This is a genomic window from Pseudotabrizicola sp. (assembly GCF_030656345.1).
Lineage (GTDB): Bacteria > Pseudomonadota > Alphaproteobacteria > Rhodobacterales > Rhodobacteraceae > Pseudotabrizicola.
Genome location: NZ_JAUSNR010000010.1, coordinates 291,943 through 309,913 on the forward strand (window position 1 = coordinate 291,943; position 17,971 = coordinate 309,913).

Annotated in this window: 18 protein-coding genes; 4 read left to right on the plus strand and 14 right to left on the minus strand. The window is 64.7% G+C overall.

All coding sequences use genetic code 11. The annotated features are described in order from the left end of the window. Positions 1-43 precede the first annotated feature (43 nt). A complete protein-coding gene (locus tag Q7J44_RS05135; RefSeq protein WP_370692954.1) occupies positions 44-1,522 on the plus strand; it encodes a DegQ family serine endoprotease in 1,479 nt (492 codons plus the stop codon). Positions 1,523-1,785: 263 nt separating this feature from the next. Here Q7J44_RS05135 and Q7J44_RS05140 read toward each other — a convergent pair whose 3' ends face one another. Both Q7J44_RS05140 and Q7J44_RS05145 read right to left on the minus strand, forming a co-directional pair. Next, the gene (locus tag Q7J44_RS05140) at positions 1,786-2,439 is read right to left on the minus strand and encodes an HD domain-containing protein (RefSeq protein ID WP_304877674.1); all 654 of its coding nucleotides are present in this window, start codon (positions 2,437-2,439) and stop codon (positions 1,786-1,788) included. After that, on the minus strand, positions 2,436-2,972 hold the full coding sequence (locus Q7J44_RS05145) for a peptidoglycan-binding protein (RefSeq protein WP_304877676.1): 537 nt from the start codon (positions 2,970-2,972) through the stop codon (positions 2,436-2,438). Before Q7J44_RS05145 ends, Q7J44_RS05140 begins: the two co-directional genes overlap by 4 nt. Before the next feature lie 242 nt (positions 2,973-3,214). On the opposite strand from Q7J44_RS05145, the gene Q7J44_RS05150 reads away from it, so the two are divergent. Beyond that, positions 3,215-3,538 carry a 2Fe-2S iron-sulfur cluster-binding protein gene (locus Q7J44_RS05150; protein WP_304877678.1) on the plus strand — a complete coding sequence of 108 codons (324 nt, stop codon included), beginning with the start codon at positions 3,215-3,217 and terminating at the stop codon, positions 3,536-3,538. Then, on the plus strand, positions 3,538-4,224 hold the full coding sequence (locus tag Q7J44_RS05155) for a VCBS repeat-containing protein (RefSeq protein ID WP_304877680.1): 687 nt from the start codon (positions 3,538-3,540) through the stop codon (positions 4,222-4,224). The genes Q7J44_RS05150 and Q7J44_RS05155 overlap by 1 nt, the downstream gene beginning before the upstream one ends. A 43-nt stretch (positions 4,225-4,267) precedes the next feature. On the opposite strand, the gene Q7J44_RS05160 is transcribed toward Q7J44_RS05155, so the two are convergent. The 5 genes from Q7J44_RS05160 to rpiA form a co-directional block, all read right to left on the minus strand. Then, on the minus strand, positions 4,268-4,462 hold the full coding sequence (locus tag Q7J44_RS05160; protein ID WP_304877682.1) for a DUF2065 domain-containing protein: 195 nt from the start codon (positions 4,460-4,462) through the stop codon (positions 4,268-4,270). A 24-nt stretch (positions 4,463-4,486) separates the two neighbouring features. Continuing rightward, positions 4,487-5,485 (minus strand): protease modulator HflC, encoded by a 999-nt coding sequence (gene hflC, locus Q7J44_RS05165; protein ID WP_370692955.1) that lies wholly within the window; start codon positions 5,483-5,485, stop codon positions 4,487-4,489. Beyond that, the gene (hflK, locus tag Q7J44_RS05170; RefSeq protein WP_304877684.1) at positions 5,485-6,678 is read right to left on the minus strand and encodes an FtsH protease activity modulator HflK; all 1,194 of its coding nucleotides are present in this window, start codon (positions 6,676-6,678) and stop codon (positions 5,485-5,487) included. The genes hflC and hflK overlap by 1 nt, the downstream gene beginning before the upstream one ends. Before the next feature lie 71 nt (positions 6,679-6,749). Beyond that, complete coding sequence (locus tag Q7J44_RS05175; RefSeq protein ID WP_304877686.1) at positions 6,750-8,186, minus strand: FAD-dependent oxidoreductase; 1,437 nt, start codon at positions 8,184-8,186, stop codon at positions 6,750-6,752. Further along, complete coding sequence (rpiA, locus tag Q7J44_RS05180) at positions 8,186-8,971, minus strand: ribose-5-phosphate isomerase RpiA (protein WP_304877688.1); 786 nt, start codon at positions 8,969-8,971, stop codon at positions 8,186-8,188. Before rpiA ends, Q7J44_RS05175 begins: the two co-directional genes overlap by 1 nt. 222 nt (positions 8,972-9,193) lie before the next feature. Here rpiA and Q7J44_RS05185 point away from each other — a divergent pair, with 222 nt between their 5' ends. Next, a complete protein-coding gene (locus Q7J44_RS05185; protein WP_304877690.1) occupies positions 9,194-10,573 on the plus strand; it encodes an L-serine ammonia-lyase in 1,380 nt (459 codons plus the stop codon). A gap of 139 nt (positions 10,574-10,712) precedes the next feature. Here the strand turns inward: Q7J44_RS05185 and Q7J44_RS05190 are convergent, their stop codons facing one another. The 7 genes from Q7J44_RS05190 to Q7J44_RS05220 all read right to left on the minus strand — a co-directional run bounded on the left by Q7J44_RS05190 (position 10,713) and on the right by Q7J44_RS05220 (position 17,947). Further along, complete coding sequence (locus Q7J44_RS05190; RefSeq protein WP_304877692.1) at positions 10,713-12,122, minus strand: FAD-binding oxidoreductase; 1,410 nt, start codon at positions 12,120-12,122, stop codon at positions 10,713-10,715. 104 nt (positions 12,123-12,226) lie between these two features. Next, positions 12,227-13,057, minus strand: coding sequence for an MBL fold metallo-hydrolase (locus Q7J44_RS05195; protein WP_304877693.1), 831 nt, complete (start codon positions 13,055-13,057; stop codon positions 12,227-12,229). Between the two features lie 83 nt (positions 13,058-13,140). Beyond that, positions 13,141-13,725, minus strand: coding sequence for a GNAT family N-acetyltransferase (locus Q7J44_RS05200; RefSeq protein ID WP_304877695.1), 585 nt, complete (start codon positions 13,723-13,725; stop codon positions 13,141-13,143). Continuing rightward, positions 13,725-14,984 carry a pitrilysin family protein gene (locus tag Q7J44_RS05205; RefSeq protein ID WP_304877697.1) on the minus strand — a complete coding sequence of 420 codons (1,260 nt, stop codon included), beginning with the start codon at positions 14,982-14,984 and terminating at the stop codon, positions 13,725-13,727. The genes Q7J44_RS05200 and Q7J44_RS05205 overlap by 1 nt, the downstream gene beginning before the upstream one ends. Next, complete coding sequence (gene thrC / locus Q7J44_RS05210; RefSeq protein WP_304877699.1) at positions 14,981-16,366, minus strand: threonine synthase; 1,386 nt, start codon at positions 16,364-16,366, stop codon at positions 14,981-14,983. The genes Q7J44_RS05205 and thrC overlap by 4 nt, the downstream gene beginning before the upstream one ends. A gap of 14 nt (positions 16,367-16,380) precedes the next feature. Continuing rightward, the gene (locus Q7J44_RS05215; protein ID WP_304877701.1) at positions 16,381-17,061 is read right to left on the minus strand and encodes an SURF1 family protein; all 681 of its coding nucleotides are present in this window, start codon (positions 17,059-17,061) and stop codon (positions 16,381-16,383) included. A gap of 85 nt (positions 17,062-17,146) precedes the next feature. Further along, positions 17,147-17,947: a cytochrome c oxidase subunit 3 gene (locus tag Q7J44_RS05220; RefSeq protein ID WP_304877703.1), complete on the minus strand. Its 801-nt coding sequence runs from the start codon at positions 17,945-17,947 to the stop codon at positions 17,147-17,149. Positions 17,948-17,971 lie beyond the last annotated feature (24 nt).

Sequence of the window (17,971 nt, forward strand, 5' to 3'; positions counted from 1 at the left end):
ACCGCGCCTTGGGCCTGCCGTCCAAACAATGAGGAGTTCGGGAGTGCAGTCCAAAGCCATATTCTATTCCAGTCACCCGGCCATTGCCGCCCGGGGCCGGGCCACGCTCATGGCCATCGGCCTTGGTCTGGCGCTTGCCTTGGGTCAGGCGCAGGGGGCCTTTGCCCGCGCGCCCGACAGCTTTGCCGATCTGGCGCAGCAGATCAGCCCGTCGGTGGTGAACATCACCACCTCGGCCGTGGTGTCAGCCCCGGCTTCGGGCGCGCCCATGGTGCCTGAGGGCAGCCCGTTTGAAGATTTCTTCCGCGATTTCATGGACCGCAACGGCCGGGGCGGCGAAAACACCCCCCGCCGGTCAGAGGCGCTGGGGTCAGGCTTCGTGATTTCCGAAGACGGCTATATCGTCACCAACAACCACGTGATCGAAAACGCCGATGAGATCGAGATCGAGTTTTTCTCGGGCACACGGCTCAAGGCCAAACTGGTCGGCACCGACCCCAAAACCGATATCGCGCTGCTCAAGGTGGAAAGCGCGACGCCCCTGCCCTTCGTGGCCTTCGGCAATTCGGACCTGAGCCGGGTGGGCGATTGGGTCGTGGCCATGGGCAACCCGCTGGGTCAGGGCTTTTCGGTCAGCGCCGGCATCGTTTCGGCCCGCAACCGGGCGCTGTCGGGCACCTATGACGATTACATCCAGACCGACGCCGCCATCAACCGCGGCAACTCGGGCGGGCCGTTGTTCAACATGGATGGTCAGGTCATCGGCGTGAACACCGCAATCCTGTCGCCAAATGGCGGGTCGATCGGCATCGGCTTTTCGATGGCGTCGAATGTGGTCACCAAGGTTGTCGATCAGCTGAAGGAATTCGGCGAAACCCGTCGCGGCTGGCTGGGCGTACGCATTCAGGATGTGACCCCCGATGTCGCCGAAGCGATGGGTCTGGCAGAGGCGTCGGGCGCACTGGTCACCGATGTGCCGGATGGTCCGGCCAAGGCCTCCGGCATCATCGCCGGGGATGTCATCACCCTGTTCGATGGCCAGCCGGTCCGTGACACCCGCGACCTGACCCGCCGCGTGGCCGACAGCCCGGTCGGCGAAGCGGTGCCGGTGATCGTGCAGCGCGATGGCAAGACCGAAACCCTGCAGGTCACCCTTGGCCGCCGGGAAGAGGCCGAAGCCGCCGAAGTCCGCCCCGCCGCCGCCCAGGCACCCGCAGATCCGGTCGAAGCCGAAATCCTTGGCATGACACTGGCCCCGCTGACGGATGAAATGAAACAGTCCCTCAACCTGCCCGCTGACGCCGAAGGGCTGGTCGTGGGCGCGGTCGACCAGACCTCCGAGGCCTATGCCAAGGGCCTGCGCGACGGCGACATCATCACCGAAGCGGGTCAGCGACAAGTGGTGCGCCTGAAAGATCTTGAGGACCGCATCTCGGAAGCCCGCGACGCCGGACGCAAATCCATCCTGCTGCTGGTCCGCCGCGCCGGCGATCCGCGCTTTGTGGCGCTTGCCATCGAGTAACGACAGGACCTGAAAAGGCAAACGCGCGGCAGGCCATCTGCCGCGCGTTTTGCATTCAGGGCAGTGACATATGGCACTGGCTGCGCCAGATGATCCAGCGTCAACCCTCCCCCTTCATCTTGACCCAAATACTCGCAGGGGGTTCAAGGGGGCGGCACGCCCCCTTGTCCACAGAACACACCCGCGCCTGCCGGTCAGAAAAAGCGCCTCCATCCGCCTCGGGGGGAGGGTCGGCGTGGGGGGCCGCCTGGCATCCGGAAAGTTCAGAAGAACGACGCAGCCCCGCCGATTTCGCGCAGCAGGCGGGCGCGGAAGCTGAACATCCATTCGGTGCGTTCCTCGGCCATGGCGCGGCCTGTGGCGGTATGCATGGTCTGTGCCAGCCCGAACAGCTTGACCTCCAGATGATCCAGCGCATAGGCCCGGTCATCCAGCGGGCGGTGCTGCGCCATCGGGTCTCCCGCATGGAACAAAGCCCCGCCCATCGCCCCGGTCACCGCGAACATCCGGGCCAGACCGATGGCTCCCAATGCCTCCAGCCGGTCGGCGTCCTGCAGCACCCGCGCCTCGGGGCTGCGGGGCGGGATGGCGGCGGAAAAGCTGTGCGCCTCAACGGCGTGAACCACCAGCGCAATCCGCTCTGCCCCCCAGCCCTGCCCCGCCAGCCAGTCAGCCGCCGCGCGGGCCGACAGGGTCGAGGCCATCGCCCGGTCAGGCGCATCCTTGGGCAGGTTGACCGCATCGTGAAAGATCACCGCCATCTGCAGCGCCTGCGCATCCAGCCCCGGCTCGTCGCCCATGATCGCTTTCGCATTCGCCCAGACCCGGTCGATATGGCCAAGGTCATGCGCCGCATCCTGCGCGCCATGCCACAGCCGGATCAGCTCTGCCCGGGCCGCAATTGCCAGCGCCGTCATCGGCCCAGATCCGTGGTGACCAGCCCCAGCTCACGCGCGGCCCCCAGCGACAGGCGGTCACTTTCCAGCCCGCGTTCAGCCTGAAACCGGCGCAGGGCGGCGCGGGTCGGCGCATCCATTTCGCCTGTCAGCGGCAGCACATAAAGCCCCCGCGCCTTCAGCGCCCGTTGCAGGCTGGCGATGAACTCGACCGTCATCTCCTGTGGGCAAGGGCTGCGGAACCAGACCTGTTCACGGTCCTGCAAGATCTTCTGCCGGGTTTCCGAATGAAACACGGCGGGTGCCACCACGCGCCCGTCCTTGTCGCGCCGGGCATCAGACACCATCACCTGTTCGGTCACCGTCTCGATCACCATCGGGGTGACGTCAGAGGCCCAGCACACGCCTTCGGGCCCTTTCGGCGGGCCAGCGACCGTCAGCCGCACCAGATCCGCGGACAGATCGGCGCGGCCGGGGGCCTGCGGGGTGCCGGCCTGCTGGCAGGCCGCAAGAAACAGGGCAGCCCCCAACAGGGCCAGGGGCGCGCAGCGCATCATCGGGGTATCATATCCTGCCTGCGCCGGTTGATCCGGCTTTCGCCGCATGGCTTAGCACATCTGATCGCCCGGGCCTAGCAATGGCAGGACAATGGCCGGACGGGCGTTGCAGCCCGGCAACCCCGGCCCGCAACCCGCCGTCACGCGGATTTCCACCGCCGCCGCCTCTGGCAAAGAGCCTGATTGTGGCCTATGTCCAAGCAAAGGCACCAGCTTGCGAAAAGGGACCGGGACAGACGATGGCCAAGATCAAATATGTGGAATACGGCGGCAAGGAACATATTGTGGATGTGGCCAATGGCCTGACCGTGATGGAAGGCGCGCGTGACAACGGCATCCCGGGAATCGAGGCCGATTGCGGCGGGGCCTGCGCCTGTTCGACCTGCCACGTCTATGTCTCGCCAGACTGGGTGGACCGGCTGCCGAAAAAGGACAGCATGGAAGAAGACATGCTCGATTTCGCCTATCAGCCCGACCCGGCCCGGTCGCGCCTGACCTGCCAGATCAAGGTGTCTGACGCGCTGGACGGTCTGGTTGTCCACATGCCGGAAAAACAGATCTGATGCGTCTGGCCCTTGCGCTGCTGGTGGGGCTGACCGGCCCGGCCATGGCGCAAGAGATTGTTGCCGCCCGGCTGATCGCCCCGACCGACCGCTATGCCCATGCGGTGCTGGGCGATGCGCTGGAATGGGGCGGGCTGGAGCTGACCCTGTCAGATGCCCGGCGGTTGCGCTTCACCCTTCCGGACAGCCACGTGTTCGAGGACATCACCGCCCGGGTCGGTGATTTTGATGGCGATGGCCGGGCAGAGGTCTTGGTGGTCGAAACCTCGCTGACCCATGGGGCCGCCCTTGCGATCTATGACACCGATGGCAGACGTGCCGCCACACCCTATATCGGCCAGCCGAACCGCTGGCTGGCCCCGGCAGGATGGGGCGATTTTGACGGCGATGGCCGGATCGAGATTGCCTATGTCGACCGCCCGCATCTGGCCCGCGAGTTGGTGTTCGTGCGGCTGACGGGTGACCGGCTGACTGAACTCGCCCGCGCGCCCGGCTTCACCAATCACCGCATTGGCGACAGCGCGATTGCGGGCGGCACCCGCCGCTGCAACGCGCGCGACACTGTGGTGGTCGCCTCGGCAGACTGGTCACGGATGATGGAGGTGCGGCTTGGGTCAGACGCCGTAATCGCGACTGATATCGGGCCATGGCCCGCGCAAGGGCCGGATCTGACGGTCTGCCCATGACGCCTGTCGCGGTCCGTTGAATGCACCCCCGAAACAAGCCGCTTTAAAACCCGATCCAGCGCGCCAGCGCGATCAGCGTGGCCCCTGACGCCACCGACACCAGCCCTACCAGACGCCGGTTTTCCATTGACAGGCTGGCCAGCATTGCCAGCACCTGTTCCAGACGCGAAGGGGCCAGTGCAAGCACCAGCCCCTCGGCAACGGCCACCAGCCCGATGGCCAGCAGAACCCATATCATGGCCTGCGTCCCATCGGCCGGACCTTATGGCTGCGTCGCAGCCGGTGGCGCAGCAGCAGGCGTTGTAGCCTCTGGCGTCGCAGCTTCGGGCGCAGCAGCCGCGGGCGTCGCAGCCGTTGGTCCGCCAGCAGGGGCCGCAGGTGCCCCTGCCCGATCAGCCGGGGCCAGATCGCTGCGCAGATAGGTGAAGAACTCGCTGTCCGGCTGCATCACGATCGACGAATTGCCTGACTGCAACGACCGCTCGTATGACGTGAGCGAGCGTGTGAAGGCAAAGAACTCGGGATCGCGGCCAAAGGCTTCGGCATAGATCGCGTTGCGTTCGGCATCAGCCTCACCGCGGGCCACTTCGGCCATACGGCTGGCGTCCGAGGTCAGTTCGACCACGGTCCGGTCTGCGGTTGCCCGCACCCGCTGCGCGGCCTCGCCACCACGGGCGATTTCATCTGCCGCCTCGCGTTCACGTTCGGCCCGCATCCGGGCGAAAGTGGCGGCAAGGTTCTGTTCGGGCAGGTCGGTGCGGGTCAGCCGCACGTCGATCACCTCGATGCCCAAAGCCCCCGATTCCGCACGGGCGCGGTCACGGATCTGGTTCATCAGCGCGGTCCGGTCCTCGGACAGCACCCGGTTTGACGGCACCGAACCCAGCACCTCACGGATGGCCGCGTTCAGGATCCGGTCCAGCCGGGTCTGTGCGGCATCGACGCCGCCCACACCAACCGCTTCGCGGAACTCGACCAGATTGGTGATCCGCCAGCGGGCGAAGGCATCGACCACAAGACGGCGGTCATCCAGCGGAGTAACCTCCATCGGCTGGGTCGGCAGGCCCAGAATACGGCCGTCATATTTCACGACCTCCTGGATCAGCGGGATCTTGAAGCCCAGACCGGGGGTTTCCTTGACCTGCTTGACCTGACCGAACTGCAGCACCAGCGCCTTTTCACGCTCGTCCACGATAAAGATCGACGACAGCGCAACCGCGCCAAGAACCGCCACGATGGGCAGAATGATTTGCGCTTTCATCAGTTGTTACCTCCGGTCGTTGCCGCAGCGGCAGGGGCCGCAACCGGCGTCTGACGACCCAGTTCATTCAGCGGCAGGAACGGCACAACGCCCTGACCACCTTCGCCACCCTGAACACCATCCAGAATAACCTTGTTCATGCTGCCCAGCACGCGTTCCATGGTTTCAAGATACATCCGTTTGCGGGTGACTTCCGGCGCTTTGACATATTCCTCATAGACCGACAGGAAGCGGCTCGCCTCACCCGAGGCGTCGTTGACGACCTGCGCCCGGTAGGCTTCGGCGGCTTCGACGATACGGGCGGCTTCACCACGCGCACCAGCCGTCACACGGTTGGCATAGGCGTCGGCTTCTTTTTCCAGCCGGTCACGTTCCTGCTGTGCGGCCTGCACGGCGCGGAAGGCGTCGATGACTTCACGCGGCGGGTCGGCTTTTTCGAAGTTGACCCGGATGACGTTCAGACCGGCGTTATAGGTATCCAGCGTGCCCTGAACCGCGGCCCGCAGATCGGCAGCAATCGCGCCCCGGTCCCGGTTGAGGATGGGCGACAGTTCCGACCGCGCGATGATATCGCGCATCGCCGATTCCGACACCGCCCGCATCGTGTCTGCCGGATCGGCAAGGTTGAACAGATAAGCTGCCGGATCATTGATGTTCCAGACGACCTGAAACCCGATGTCGACGATGTTCTGGTCGCGGGTCAGCATCAGGCTGGCATCTTCGCCGGTGCGACCGACACCGATATCGGTGGTGCGTTCGTTGGTCACCTGAATGATTTCCGCCGTGACCAGTGGCCAGGGCGCGAAGTTCAGACCGGGGCTGCCGATGGTGGAAAACTCACCCAGGAACAGTTCGACCGACCGTTCTTCCGGGCGCACTGTGTAGAACGACATGAACGACCACACCGCCACCAGCGCCAAAGCCCCCAGCACGACGCCCTGTTTGGTCACCCGTGGCGTGTTCGGGCCACGCCCGCCGCCACCGCCGCCATTCGCGCCGTTCTTGCCACGCCCGCCCATCAGGACCCGCAGCTGTTCCTGACCCTTTTTGACGATCTGATCGATTTCGGGAATTTGCGGTCCCGCATTTTCCGGCCTGCGGCCAGGCGTCTTGCGTTCATCATCACGTCCATTGTTGCCACGATCATCGCCGCCCGAGCCGCCACCGCCCCCCCAGGGACCTCCACTTGCCATTCGCTGAAACCCTTCTTCTTCGTTTATGTCTTTTAACTGGTCATTCCGGCGCGAAAATCAAGCGAATCCGGTCATGCCCTGCGAGTCGCTGTCCGCATCGTGACCAGTTCTTCGGCCATTGTCGGGTGAACGGCCACTGTACGGTCAAAATCCTCTTTGGTGGCCCCCATTTTGACGGCAATCGCCGCCAGCTGGATCATTTCCCCGGCATCAGGTGCGACGATGTGACATCCCAGCACCTTGCGGGTCGCCTGACTGACGATCAGTTTCATCAGCACCCGCGCCTCACTGCCGGCAAAGGCAGAGCGCATCGGGCGGAAACTGGTGCAATAGACCTCAATCGGCTCCTGCTCACGCGCGGCCTCTTCGGTCAGGCCCACGGTGCCCAGCTCCGGCTGGGTGAACACGGCGCTGGGGATCAGGTCGTGATCCACCGCCGTCGGCTCGCCCTCGAACACGGTGCGGACAAAGGCCATGCCTTCGCGGATCGCCACCGGGGTCAGGTTGACCCGGTTGGTCACATCGCCGATGGCATAGATCGATGGCACAGCAGTCTGGCTGTATTCGTCCACGACAATTTCACCGCGCCGCCCGAGGCTTACGCCAAGATCTTCAAGTCCCATGTCAGCCGTGGTCGGTCGGCGCCCGGTGGCAAACAGCACAGACTCAAACGTCTGCTCCAGCCCGTTGGTGGCCTTGACCCAGACCGGGCAACCGCGCTTGCCCGATTGCGGCAGCAGATCCACCGCCGACTCCACGCCCGCACCCATATTGCTGTCGTCATCGGGCATGGCCGAGGCTTCGGCCATTTCCACCACATTGGTGCCCAGATGCAGCTCGATCCCCTGCGCCTTCATCGACTCGGCAATCAAGCCGCGTGCTTCATCATCAAAGCCGCGCAGGATCTGCGCCCCACGGTAGAATTGCGTGACCTTCACGCCCAGACCCGCCAGAATGCAGGCCATCTCGCAGGCGATGAAGCCACCGCCGACGATCAGCATGGATTTCGGCAATTTCTCCAGCAAAAACACATCATCCGACACCAGCCCAAGGTGGGCATTGGGCAGATCGGGCCGCTCGGGCCAACCGCCGGTGGCGACCAGAATATGCTTGGCAGTCACCGTCTCGCCGCTGGACAGCACCACGGTATGAGCGTCGCTCAACCGCGCCCGCGCGTCATAGACCCGCACGCCCGACCCGTCCAGCAAGCGGCGATACACGCCTTCCAGCCGGTCAAGTTCCGCATGCAGCTTGCCGCGGAACATGGTCCAGTCGAACGGACCATCGGCAATATCCCAGCCATAGGCCCGCGCCTCTGCCGGCATGTCGCGGAAGGACGACGCGAAAACCATCAGCTTTTTCGGCACGCAGCCCCGGATAACGCAGGTGCCGCCCAGGCGACTGTCTTCGGCCAATGCCACCGAAGCCCCGGTGGCCGCCGCCATCCGCGCGGCGCGTACCCCACCCGAGCCGCCGCCGATGACAAACAGGTCTACGTCAAACGCCATCAGTCCATATCCGCAAAGATGTTGGAGGTGGGCACGAATTCCACCCGTTCATCCTCGGTCTCGCCCGAGTTGATGTCGCGCACCGTCACCCGGCCATCGGCATGGCCGATCACCACAATGTCGCAGATGTCGATGAACAGCCCGTTTTCCACCACACCGGGAATCTGGTTCAGCACCAGCGCCAGCTGGCGCGGATTGCCGATCCGCTTGAGATGCAGATCAAGGATATAATTCGACTCGTCGGTCACCAGCGGGGACGCCCCGTTCATCCGCAGCGTCACATCACGGTTCAGCACGTCGAGCGAAACCAGCGTCTCCTCGACCAGCGCCTTGGTGGTCTGCCAGCCGAACGGGATCACCTCTATCGGCAGGGGGAACGCGCCCAGCTGGGTCACGTCCTTGGCGGCATCGGCGATGACGATCATCTGATCCGACGCGGTGGCCACGATCTTTTCCTGCAACAGCGCGGCCCCGCCACCCTTGATCAGATTCAGATTGCCGTCAAACTCATCCGCGCCGTCGATGGTCACGTCCAGCCATTTCGCTTCATCCAGCGTGGTGATCGGCACGCCCAGCTGGGTGGCCAGCTGCGCCGTCCGGCTGGATGTCGGCACCCCGGTCACCCGCAGCCCCTCTTCGCGGATGCGTTCGGCCAGACAGCGCACCATCCACGCAGCGGTGGACCCGGTGCCAAGGCCCAGCTTCATCCCGTCTTCGACAAAGTCGATGGCGCGCTTGGCGGCCAGAAACTTGGCCTTGTCGATGGGCGAGAGTTCGGCAGCCATGGGCGATTCCCTGTGAATGATGCGATGCAACTGCCCGCGTTATAGGCAATGCTGCCCGCACGTGCGAGCGTGAAGTGACCGCCACACCGCCGCACACCCCGCGCAAGCCGCGCAAAACCCTACCCAAGGGCGATGCCGCTGGTGCCCGCGCAATGTCGCTTTCGTCTGGTGAAGGGCGGGCAATCTGGCGCACACTGCGGCATCAGTGCAAAGGGATGCCGCATGTTCTTGTCGGTCTTTGATATGTTCAAGGTGGGGATCGGCCCGTCCTCCAGCCACACCATGGGGCCGATGGTGGCGTCGGCGCGGTTTCTGGACAGCTTGCGCGCCTCGCCGTTTCAGGCGCACGGGCTGCGCGCCTCGCTGCACGGCAGTCTGGCCTTTACCGGCGTCGGCCATGCGACCGACCGCGCCACCATCCTCGGCCTCGCCGGGTTTGTGCCGGAAACCTATGATGCAGAGCGCGCCGATGCAGCGTTGGAAGAGATCAGGCAGACGCGGCAGATCACGCCCCCCGGCCTCAAGGCGCTGCAATTCGACCCCGGCAAGGATCTGGCTTTCGACTACGGCCCCGCCCTGCCCGGCCATGCCAATGGCATGGTCCTGCGCGCCACCGATGCGCAGGGCGATGTGATATTGGAGGAAACCTATTACTCCATCGGCGGCGGCTTTGTCCTGACAGCGGCAGAACTTGCGGTTTCCTCCGGTGCCAAGGGAAGAACGCGCGCCGACGTGCCCTTTCCCTTTGAGTCCGCCGCCGAAATGCTGGCCATGGCGAAGGAAAGCGGCCTGTCCATCGCCGCAATGAAACGCGCCAATGAGCTGCGTTTCCGCACCGCCGCCGAACTGGATCGCGGCATCGCAAGACTGTGGGAGGTGATGAGCGCCTGCATCGACCGGGGCATGGAAGGCACCGGCATCCTGCCGGGCGGGCTGAAGGTGCGCCGCCGCGCCAAGGGCATCCACGATCAGCTGATGGCCGAACGCGGGCTGAATATGCAGGCCCCGCACACCATCAACGACTGGATGAGCCTGTATGCCATGGCCGTGAATGAGGAAAACGCCGCCGGGGGCCAGGTGGTCACCGCCCCCACCAATGGGGCTGCGGGCGTGGTGCCTGCGGTCATCCGCTACTGGCTGGACCATGTGCCCGGCGCTGCCCCCTCGCGCATTGCCGATTTCCTGCTGACCGCCGCCGCCATCGGCGGCTTGTGCAAGCACAATGCCAGCATCTCGGGCGCCGAATGCGGTTGTCAGGCCGAGGTGGGCTCTGCCGCCGCAATGGGGGCTGCGGGCCTGTGCGCGGTGCTGGGCGGCACGCCGGAACAGGTGGAAAACGCGGCTGAAATCGCACTGGAACATCACCTTGGCATGACCTGCGATCCGGTCAAAGGGCTGGTGCAGGTGCCCTGCATCGAACGCAACGGCCTTGGGGCGATCAAGGCAGTCTCTGCTGCGTCGCTCTCGATGCGCGGCGACGGCCAGCATCTGGTCAGTCTGGACGCATGCATCGAGACGATGCGCCAGACCGGCCGTGACATGCACGAGAAGTACAAGGAAACCTCGCTCGGCGGGCTGGCGGTGAATGTGCCCAACTGCTGACCGTTGCGCTTTGGGCTGACGGAAGATGCCTCCGGCGGGAGTATTTGGGTCAAGATGAACCCAGACGCCTGTCTGCCGTTTCATCTTGATGCAAATACTCCGGGGGGGCCGAAGGCGGGGGGCTGGCCCCCCTCTGCCCTCAGCCGCGCAGAACCGCGCCGGGGTTCATGATGCCCGCAGGGTCCAGCGCCGATTTGATCGCCCGCATCGCCGCCAGCTTGGCCGGATCGCCATAGCGTTCCAGATCGCCGACCTTCAGCCGCCCGATGCCATGCTCGGCGCTGACCGACCCGCCCAGATCATGCACGATGTCATGCACGCAGGCCTTCACCGCGTCGCGCTGGTGGTCGTGGTCGTGGCGGCTGCGGCCCGGAACCGGGAAGACATTATAGTGCAGGTTGCCGTCCCCCAAATGGCCGAAGCAATTGATCCGCCAGTCGCCAAACGCCGCAAGTGCTGCCCCCGCACGCGGGATAAAGCCGGGGATTTCCGACAAAGGCAGGCTGATGTCATGGCTCGACACCGCCCCGATGCGGCGGTTGCCTTCGGGGATGCTCTCGCGGATGCGCCACAACCCTGCCGCCTGTGCGTCTGACGTGGCAATCACCCCGTCCAGCACCAGATTCGCCTCTGCTGCCTGCGCGTACAGGCCAGCCATCGCCTCTTCCGGGGCCACGCCCTGCGGCAGACCCAGCTCGACAAGCACCGACCACTCCGGCAAGGGCTGCAGGGGCACCGTCACCTCCGGCATGGTTTCGGCCAGAAAGTCATAGCCCATCCGGTGGATCAGCTCGAAGGCCGAGATCAGACCCGCCAGCTCGCCTTCGGCCAGTGCCAGCAGGTCGAGCGCCGCGCGTGGGCTGGGCACCGCCAGCAGCGCCACAACGGTGGCTGCGGGCTTGGGGAACAGTCGCAGGCTGGCGGCGGTGATCACGCCCAGCGTGCCTTCGGACCCGATCAGCAGGTGGCGCAGGTCATAGCCGGTGTTGTCCTTGCGCAGCCGCCTCAGCCCGTTGAAGATGCTGCCATCGGGCAGCACCGCCTCCAGCCCCAGACACAGATCGCGCGTGTTGCCATAGCGCAGCACATTCACGCCCCCCGCATTCGCCGCCAGATTGCCACCGATCCGGGCCGACCCCTCAGACGCCAGCGAGAGCGGGAACAGCCGGTCGATCCGCCCGGCTTCGGCCTGCACATCGGCCAGGATCATCCCTGCCTCGACCACCAGCACATTTTCGTCCGGCCATGCCCCGCGCAGCCGCGTCATCCGCTCCAGCGACAGGATCAGCGGTGCTGGGCCCTGCGGCATCACCTGACCGCCCACCAGCCCGGTGCCGCCGCCCATCGGGATGATGCCGGTGCGGGCCTGCCCGCAGGCGCGGACCACAGCCGCCACCTCGGCGGTTGAACGGGGACAAGCCACCGCCCCCGCCTGCCCGCGCCACCGCCCGCGCGGTTCTTCCACATCATGCGGAGCCACAGCGCGCAGCAGGCCCGGATGGGCGCCGTCCAAGGCAGAGAGCAGGTCGGGGGTGCAGGCGTTCAGCATGGGCGGCTCCTTTTTCCCCCGCTTTACGCCAGCAAAGGCACCAAGAAAACCCACGCTTGCCGCCCGCCTGCCGTCATCACGGCAGCGAGCCGCGAAGAGGCCCGTCAGTTGATGCCTTCCGGCAGCAGCACCATGATTGTCGGCCGCCCCGGCAGGTTGCGCAGCGAGACATCCAGCGACGGCATGCCCGTCTCCACCACGTCAAATTCCGTCTGCATATTGTCGAGGAACACCCGCAAGGACGCGCCCGAAAACCAGTGCATCGGAATCACGATCGAAGACCGCAGGCGCTTCACCACCTCGGCCATTTCCGACACCGCCATGGTCAACCCGCCATCGACCGGCACCATCACCACATCCAGCCGCCCGATGCTGGCATATTGCGCCTCATCCGGCGCGTGGTGCAGGTGACCCAGATGGCCGATGCACAGGCCCCCGGCCTCGAACACGAAAATTGAATTGCCATCCTTGCGCGCCCCGTCGCCCCAACGCGAGCGCACATCGGTGGGCACATTGCGCACCAGCATCGCCCCCAGATCCAGCTCGTGCTGCGCTGGTCCTGCCTCATCCGCCCAGCCCTGCAGCACATGCGGGATGCGCGGGTCGGGGTTGGCGGTCCAATGGGTGGAATGGGCGTTGTTCATCGTCACCACATCGGGCACCCAGTCGCGCATGCCGGTGTAGCCGGTAAAATCAGTCACCGCCGTTGTGCCGCCCGAGGCGATGGCAAAACTGGCATGATCGATGAAATGGATGCGGACCTGATCCTGCGCCAGATCGCTGGCAAAACTGGCGGGCATCACACGGGCAATGCCCTGCGCGACGGCAAAGCAGTGCGAAGGGATGCGTTCTTGCGCAGCCGGGATGCGCTCTTGTGCGGGCGCGGGCGTGCCGCAGACAGCAAGCAACAGGGCGGGCAGGATCGACAGACGCATCAGGCACCTCCGGGTTGAACCTGAAAGGTAGCACGGCTTTCCTATGGGTCAGCCATGAAGGCCGATCACGCTTGCGTCAGCGGTCAGCCCACATCGGTACGGCCGCGCCGGTCAGCGCGCAGTGCCGAATACAGCACATGATTGCGCCAGCGCCCGTTGATCTGAAGATAGCTTTGCGCCACACCTTCATATTTGAAGCCGGTCTTTTCCAGCACCCCGCGGCTGGCGGCGTTTTCCGGCAGGCAGGCGGCCTCTACCCGGCTCAGGTCCAGCGTTGCAAAGGCGTGGTGCACCACCGACAGGATGGCTTCGCGCATATAGCCCCGGCGGCTGAACGGCTCGCCCACCCAATAGCCGATGGTACCGCATTGCGCCGGGCCGCGCCTTATGTTGTCCAGCGTGATCGCGCCCAGCAGTTGCTGATCCTGCCGCCGGATCAGCAGGAACGGCACCGCCGTGCCCTGCGCCTCGGCCCGCTGCGCCCAGTAGACCCGGTTGGTAAACGACCGCCGCGACAGATGGTCGGCAGACCAGACCGGCTCCCATGGGGTGAGAAACCCCGCACTGCTTTCGCGCAGTTCCGCCCAGGCCCGCCAGTCACCATGCACGGGCAGGCGCAGGGTCATGCGCTCTGTCTCCAGCTTGGGGCGACGGCGGAAGGGCAGCATCAGGCGGCAAGCCGGTCGCGGATGCTGGCCAGTCCGGGGGCCTTGGCCACCGGGCCATACATCGCCAGCGCGGTTTTGGCACCCGCAAGTTCACCGGCAAAGCGGCGCACATCGGCCATGTTCACGGCATCGATCCGCGCCACCGCCTCTTCCGGTGTCGGCACCCGGCCCCAGACTGCCAGCAACCGCGCATTGCGCTCGGCCCGGTTCGACGGGCTTTCCAGCCCCATCAGCAGCCCGGCCTTCAACTGCGCACGGGCGCGGGCGACCTCGGCCTCGGTCATGTCATCTGCGGCGCGTTTCATTTCGTCCACCGTCAACTGGGTCAGCGCCGCGATTTCTTCCTTCGACGTACCGGCATAGATCGTGATCGACCCCGTATCCTCATAGGCCCCGGATTGCGCGAAGATCGAATAGCACAGGCCGCGCTCCTCACGGATCTTCTGGAACAGGCGAGAGGACATGCCGCCGCCCATCGTCATCGCGTACACCTGCGCAGTGTAGACATCAGGGTGGCGATAGCCCGGCGCTTCCAGCGACAGGGCGAAGTGTACCTGTTCGAGCTTTTTCACCTCGCGCCTCTCGCCGCCAATGAATGCGGCGGGTTCCACCACGCTCAAACCACGCGCGGACAGATGGCCGAAAATCTCCCGCGCCTGATGCACAATCGCTTCGTGGTCCACCCCGCCCGAGGCCGACAGGATCATCTGATCGGGCGCATAATGCTGGCCGACAAAGCCGCGCAGATCGTCGGCGGTAAAGCTGCTGACCCGCTCGGTCGGGCCAAGAATGGTGCGGCCAAACGGCTGGTCGGGATAGCTTACTTCCTGCAACCAGTCGAAGATGATGTCATCGGGCGTGTCCAGCGACTGCCCGATTTCCTGCAGGATCACATGACGTTCGGTTTCAATCTCTTTCGGATCGAACACCGGATTCAGCACGATGTCGGAAATCACATCCAGCGCCAGCGGCACATCGGCGACCAGACAGCGGGCGTAATAGGCGGTCATTTCCTTGGAGGTATAGGCGTTGATATAGCCGCCCACATCCTCGATCTCTTCGGCAATCTGCAGGGATGTGCGCTTTGCCGTGCCCTTGAACGCCATATGTTCCAGAAAATGTGCAATGCCGTTCTGGGCGGCGGCCTCGTGCCGCCCGCCTGCCATCACCCAGACGCCCACAGAGGCCGATTGCAGCCCCGGCATATGTTCGGTGACGATCTTCAGGCCATTGGGCAGGGTCGAGATTTGCAGGCTCAAGATGCGATCCTTTCGCGGATCAAAGATTGAAGACGTGCCAGATCATTGGGCACTCGGGTCAGCCGTTCGCGCCGGTCGAACAGATCGGCCATGCGGGCGGGCAAAGCGGGGCGTTCGCCAATGGCATCGAGCACCGCATCAGGGAACTTTGCCGGATGCGCGGTGGCCAGGGTGATCATCGGCGTGCTGCCCAGATAGTCATTCGCAACCTTCACGCCAACGGCGGAATGCGGGCAAAGCACTTCGCCGGTGCGCACATATTCGCGGGTGATGGTGGCTGTGGTCTCATCTTCGGAACAGCGGCCCGAGGCGAAGGTGTCGCGCAGGGATTGCAGCGCGCCCTGCGAAATGTGGAAACCGCCGGATTTCAACTCTTCCATCAGCTGGGCCACGGCCTTCCCGTCGCGGCCATACGCATCGAACAACGCGCGTTCAAAGTTGGAGCTGACCTGAATATCCATCGACGGGCTGAGCGAGGGTTTCACGCCGTCTTTGGTGTAATCGCCCGAGGTCAGCGCGCGGTGCAGGATGTCGTTGTGGTTGGTGGCGATCACCAGACGCTCAATCGGCAGCCCCATCTTGCGGGCGATATAGCCCGCAAAGATATCGCCAAAATTCCCGGTGGGCACGGTAAAGCTGACCGCGCGATGCGGTGCACCAAGCGATACGGCAGAGAAGAAGTAATACACCACCTGTGCCAGAACCCGCGCCCAGTTGATGCTGTTCACCCCGGCCAGCCGCACGCCATCGCGGAAGGCGAAATCGTTGAACATATCCTTCACGCGGGCCTGACAATCATCAAAATCGCCATCCATGGCGAGGGCATGCACGTTCAGCTCCGACGCCGTGGTCATCTGGCGGCGCTGTACCTCTGACACCCGGCCATGCGGGTACAGGATGAACAGATCCACATTCGCCAGCCCCCGGAACGCCTCCATCGCCGCCGAGCCGGTATCGCCGCTGGTGGCCCCCACGATGGTGATCCGCTCGCCGGTTTTTGCCAAGGCGGCCTGCATCATCTGGCCGATCAGCTGCATGGCGAAATCCTTGAACGCCAGCGTCGGGCCGTGAAACAGCTCCAGCAGGAAATGGTTCGGTCCCAGCTGCACCAAGGGCGCGCGGGCCAGATGGCCAAAGGGTTTGTAGGCCGCCGTCAGCAACCCACGAAATTCGTCAGCCGTGAAAGTGTCGCCCAGAAACGGGTGCATGACCCGGAACGCGATTTCTTCATAGCTGAGACCCGCCAGCGCCGCGATCTCATCCTGCGTCATCACCGGAATGGTTTCGGGCACATACAGCCCGCCATCGCGGGCAAGGCCGGTCATCATCGCCTCGCCAAAGCCAAGAACCGGGGCGGTGCCGCGCGTAGAGATGTATTTCATCACAAAGCCTGTCTTCAAACTGTCCTGCGCCTGATACGCCACAGAAGATACGCTGTCATCCCCAACCACACCACCGCCAGCCCGAACCATTGCACGGCATAGCCCAGATGGTTGTTCGGAATGCCCGAAATATCGACCGGCATCGGCTCGATCCCCGGCGCGGTGGGGGCGCGGGCGACGATCAGCAGCCGTTCGGTCTTCAGGGCTGCCGCCATAGCGGGCACGTCGCGGGCGAACCACAACCCGGTGGTGGCATCTGGCGGCGGGGTAAAGCTGTCCACCTCATCGGGCCAGTGCAGATTGCCGGTGACTGTCGTCGCATCCGCGCCGCGCGCGGCGGCGCGGTCACCCTCGCGCACAAAGCCCCGGTCCACCAGCACGCGGCGGTCCCCGGACTCGAACACCCCGATCACCCGCACGCCCGCCCCGATCTCGCGGCGGCTGACCAGCACATCGAGCGATTCCCCGGTAAAGCTGCCGCTGGCGGTGACCGGCAGATAGCGGTCACCCTCCAGGTCGGGTGCGGCGGGCAGGGCCACCGGATCAGCCACGATCCGCGCCGCGATATCGGCCAGAACAGCCTCTTTCCACGCCAGCCGGTCCAGCTGCCACAGGCCCAGCCCGATCAGAACCGCCGCCCCGATCAGGCCGAACAACAACGGGATTATCATACGGCGCGGCGCTTGGGTGGTCATCGGCGGGCGGTCTCCAAACGAAAGGCGCGGACCTATGGTCCGCGCCCGGTGATGCTGTCAGGGGGCCGCAAGGCCCCCCCGGGGGTTACTGGCCCCAGACGTAGATCGACGCGAACAGGAACAGCCAGACCACATCGACAAAGTGCCAGTACCAGGCCGCCGCCTCGAACCCGACATGGCGTTCCGGGGTGAAATGCCCCTTCAGCGCGCGGATCAGGCAGACACCCAGAAAGATTGTGCCGACCACAACGTGAAAGCCGTGGAACCCGGTCGCCATGAAGAAGTTCGCGCCATAGATGTTGCCGGCAAAACCAAAGGCAGCGTGGCTGTATTCGTAGATTTGCAGGATGGTGAAGAACGCGCCCAGCACAATCGCCAGAATCAGCCCGTTCACCAGATCCTTGCGGTTGTTTTCATGCGCCAGCGCATGGTGCGCCCAGGTGGCGGCCGCGCCGGAGCACAGCAGAATCAGCGTGTTGATCAGCGGCAGGTGCCAGGGGTCAAAGGTTTCAATCCCCGCAGGCGGCCAGACGCCATCCTGAATCGGCGACAGCGGCCCCATCGGGTACATCGCGTGTTTGAAGAACGACCAGAACCATGCCGCAAAGAACATGACTTCCGACATGATAAACATGATGAAGCCATAGCGCAGGCCGATCACCACAACCGGGGTGTGATCGCCGTCCTGGCTTTCCTTCACCACATCCGCCCACCAGGCGAACATCACATAGAGCACACCGACAAAGCCGATCAGGCCCAGCCATGGCCCCGATCCGTGCATCCACAGCACAGAGCCGAACAGCATGACAAAGGCCGCGACTGCGGCCAGAAACGGCCAGATCGACGGCGGCAGAATGTGGTAATCGTGGTTCTTGGCGTGGGCCATGGTCGCATCCCTCGGTTCTTTTTG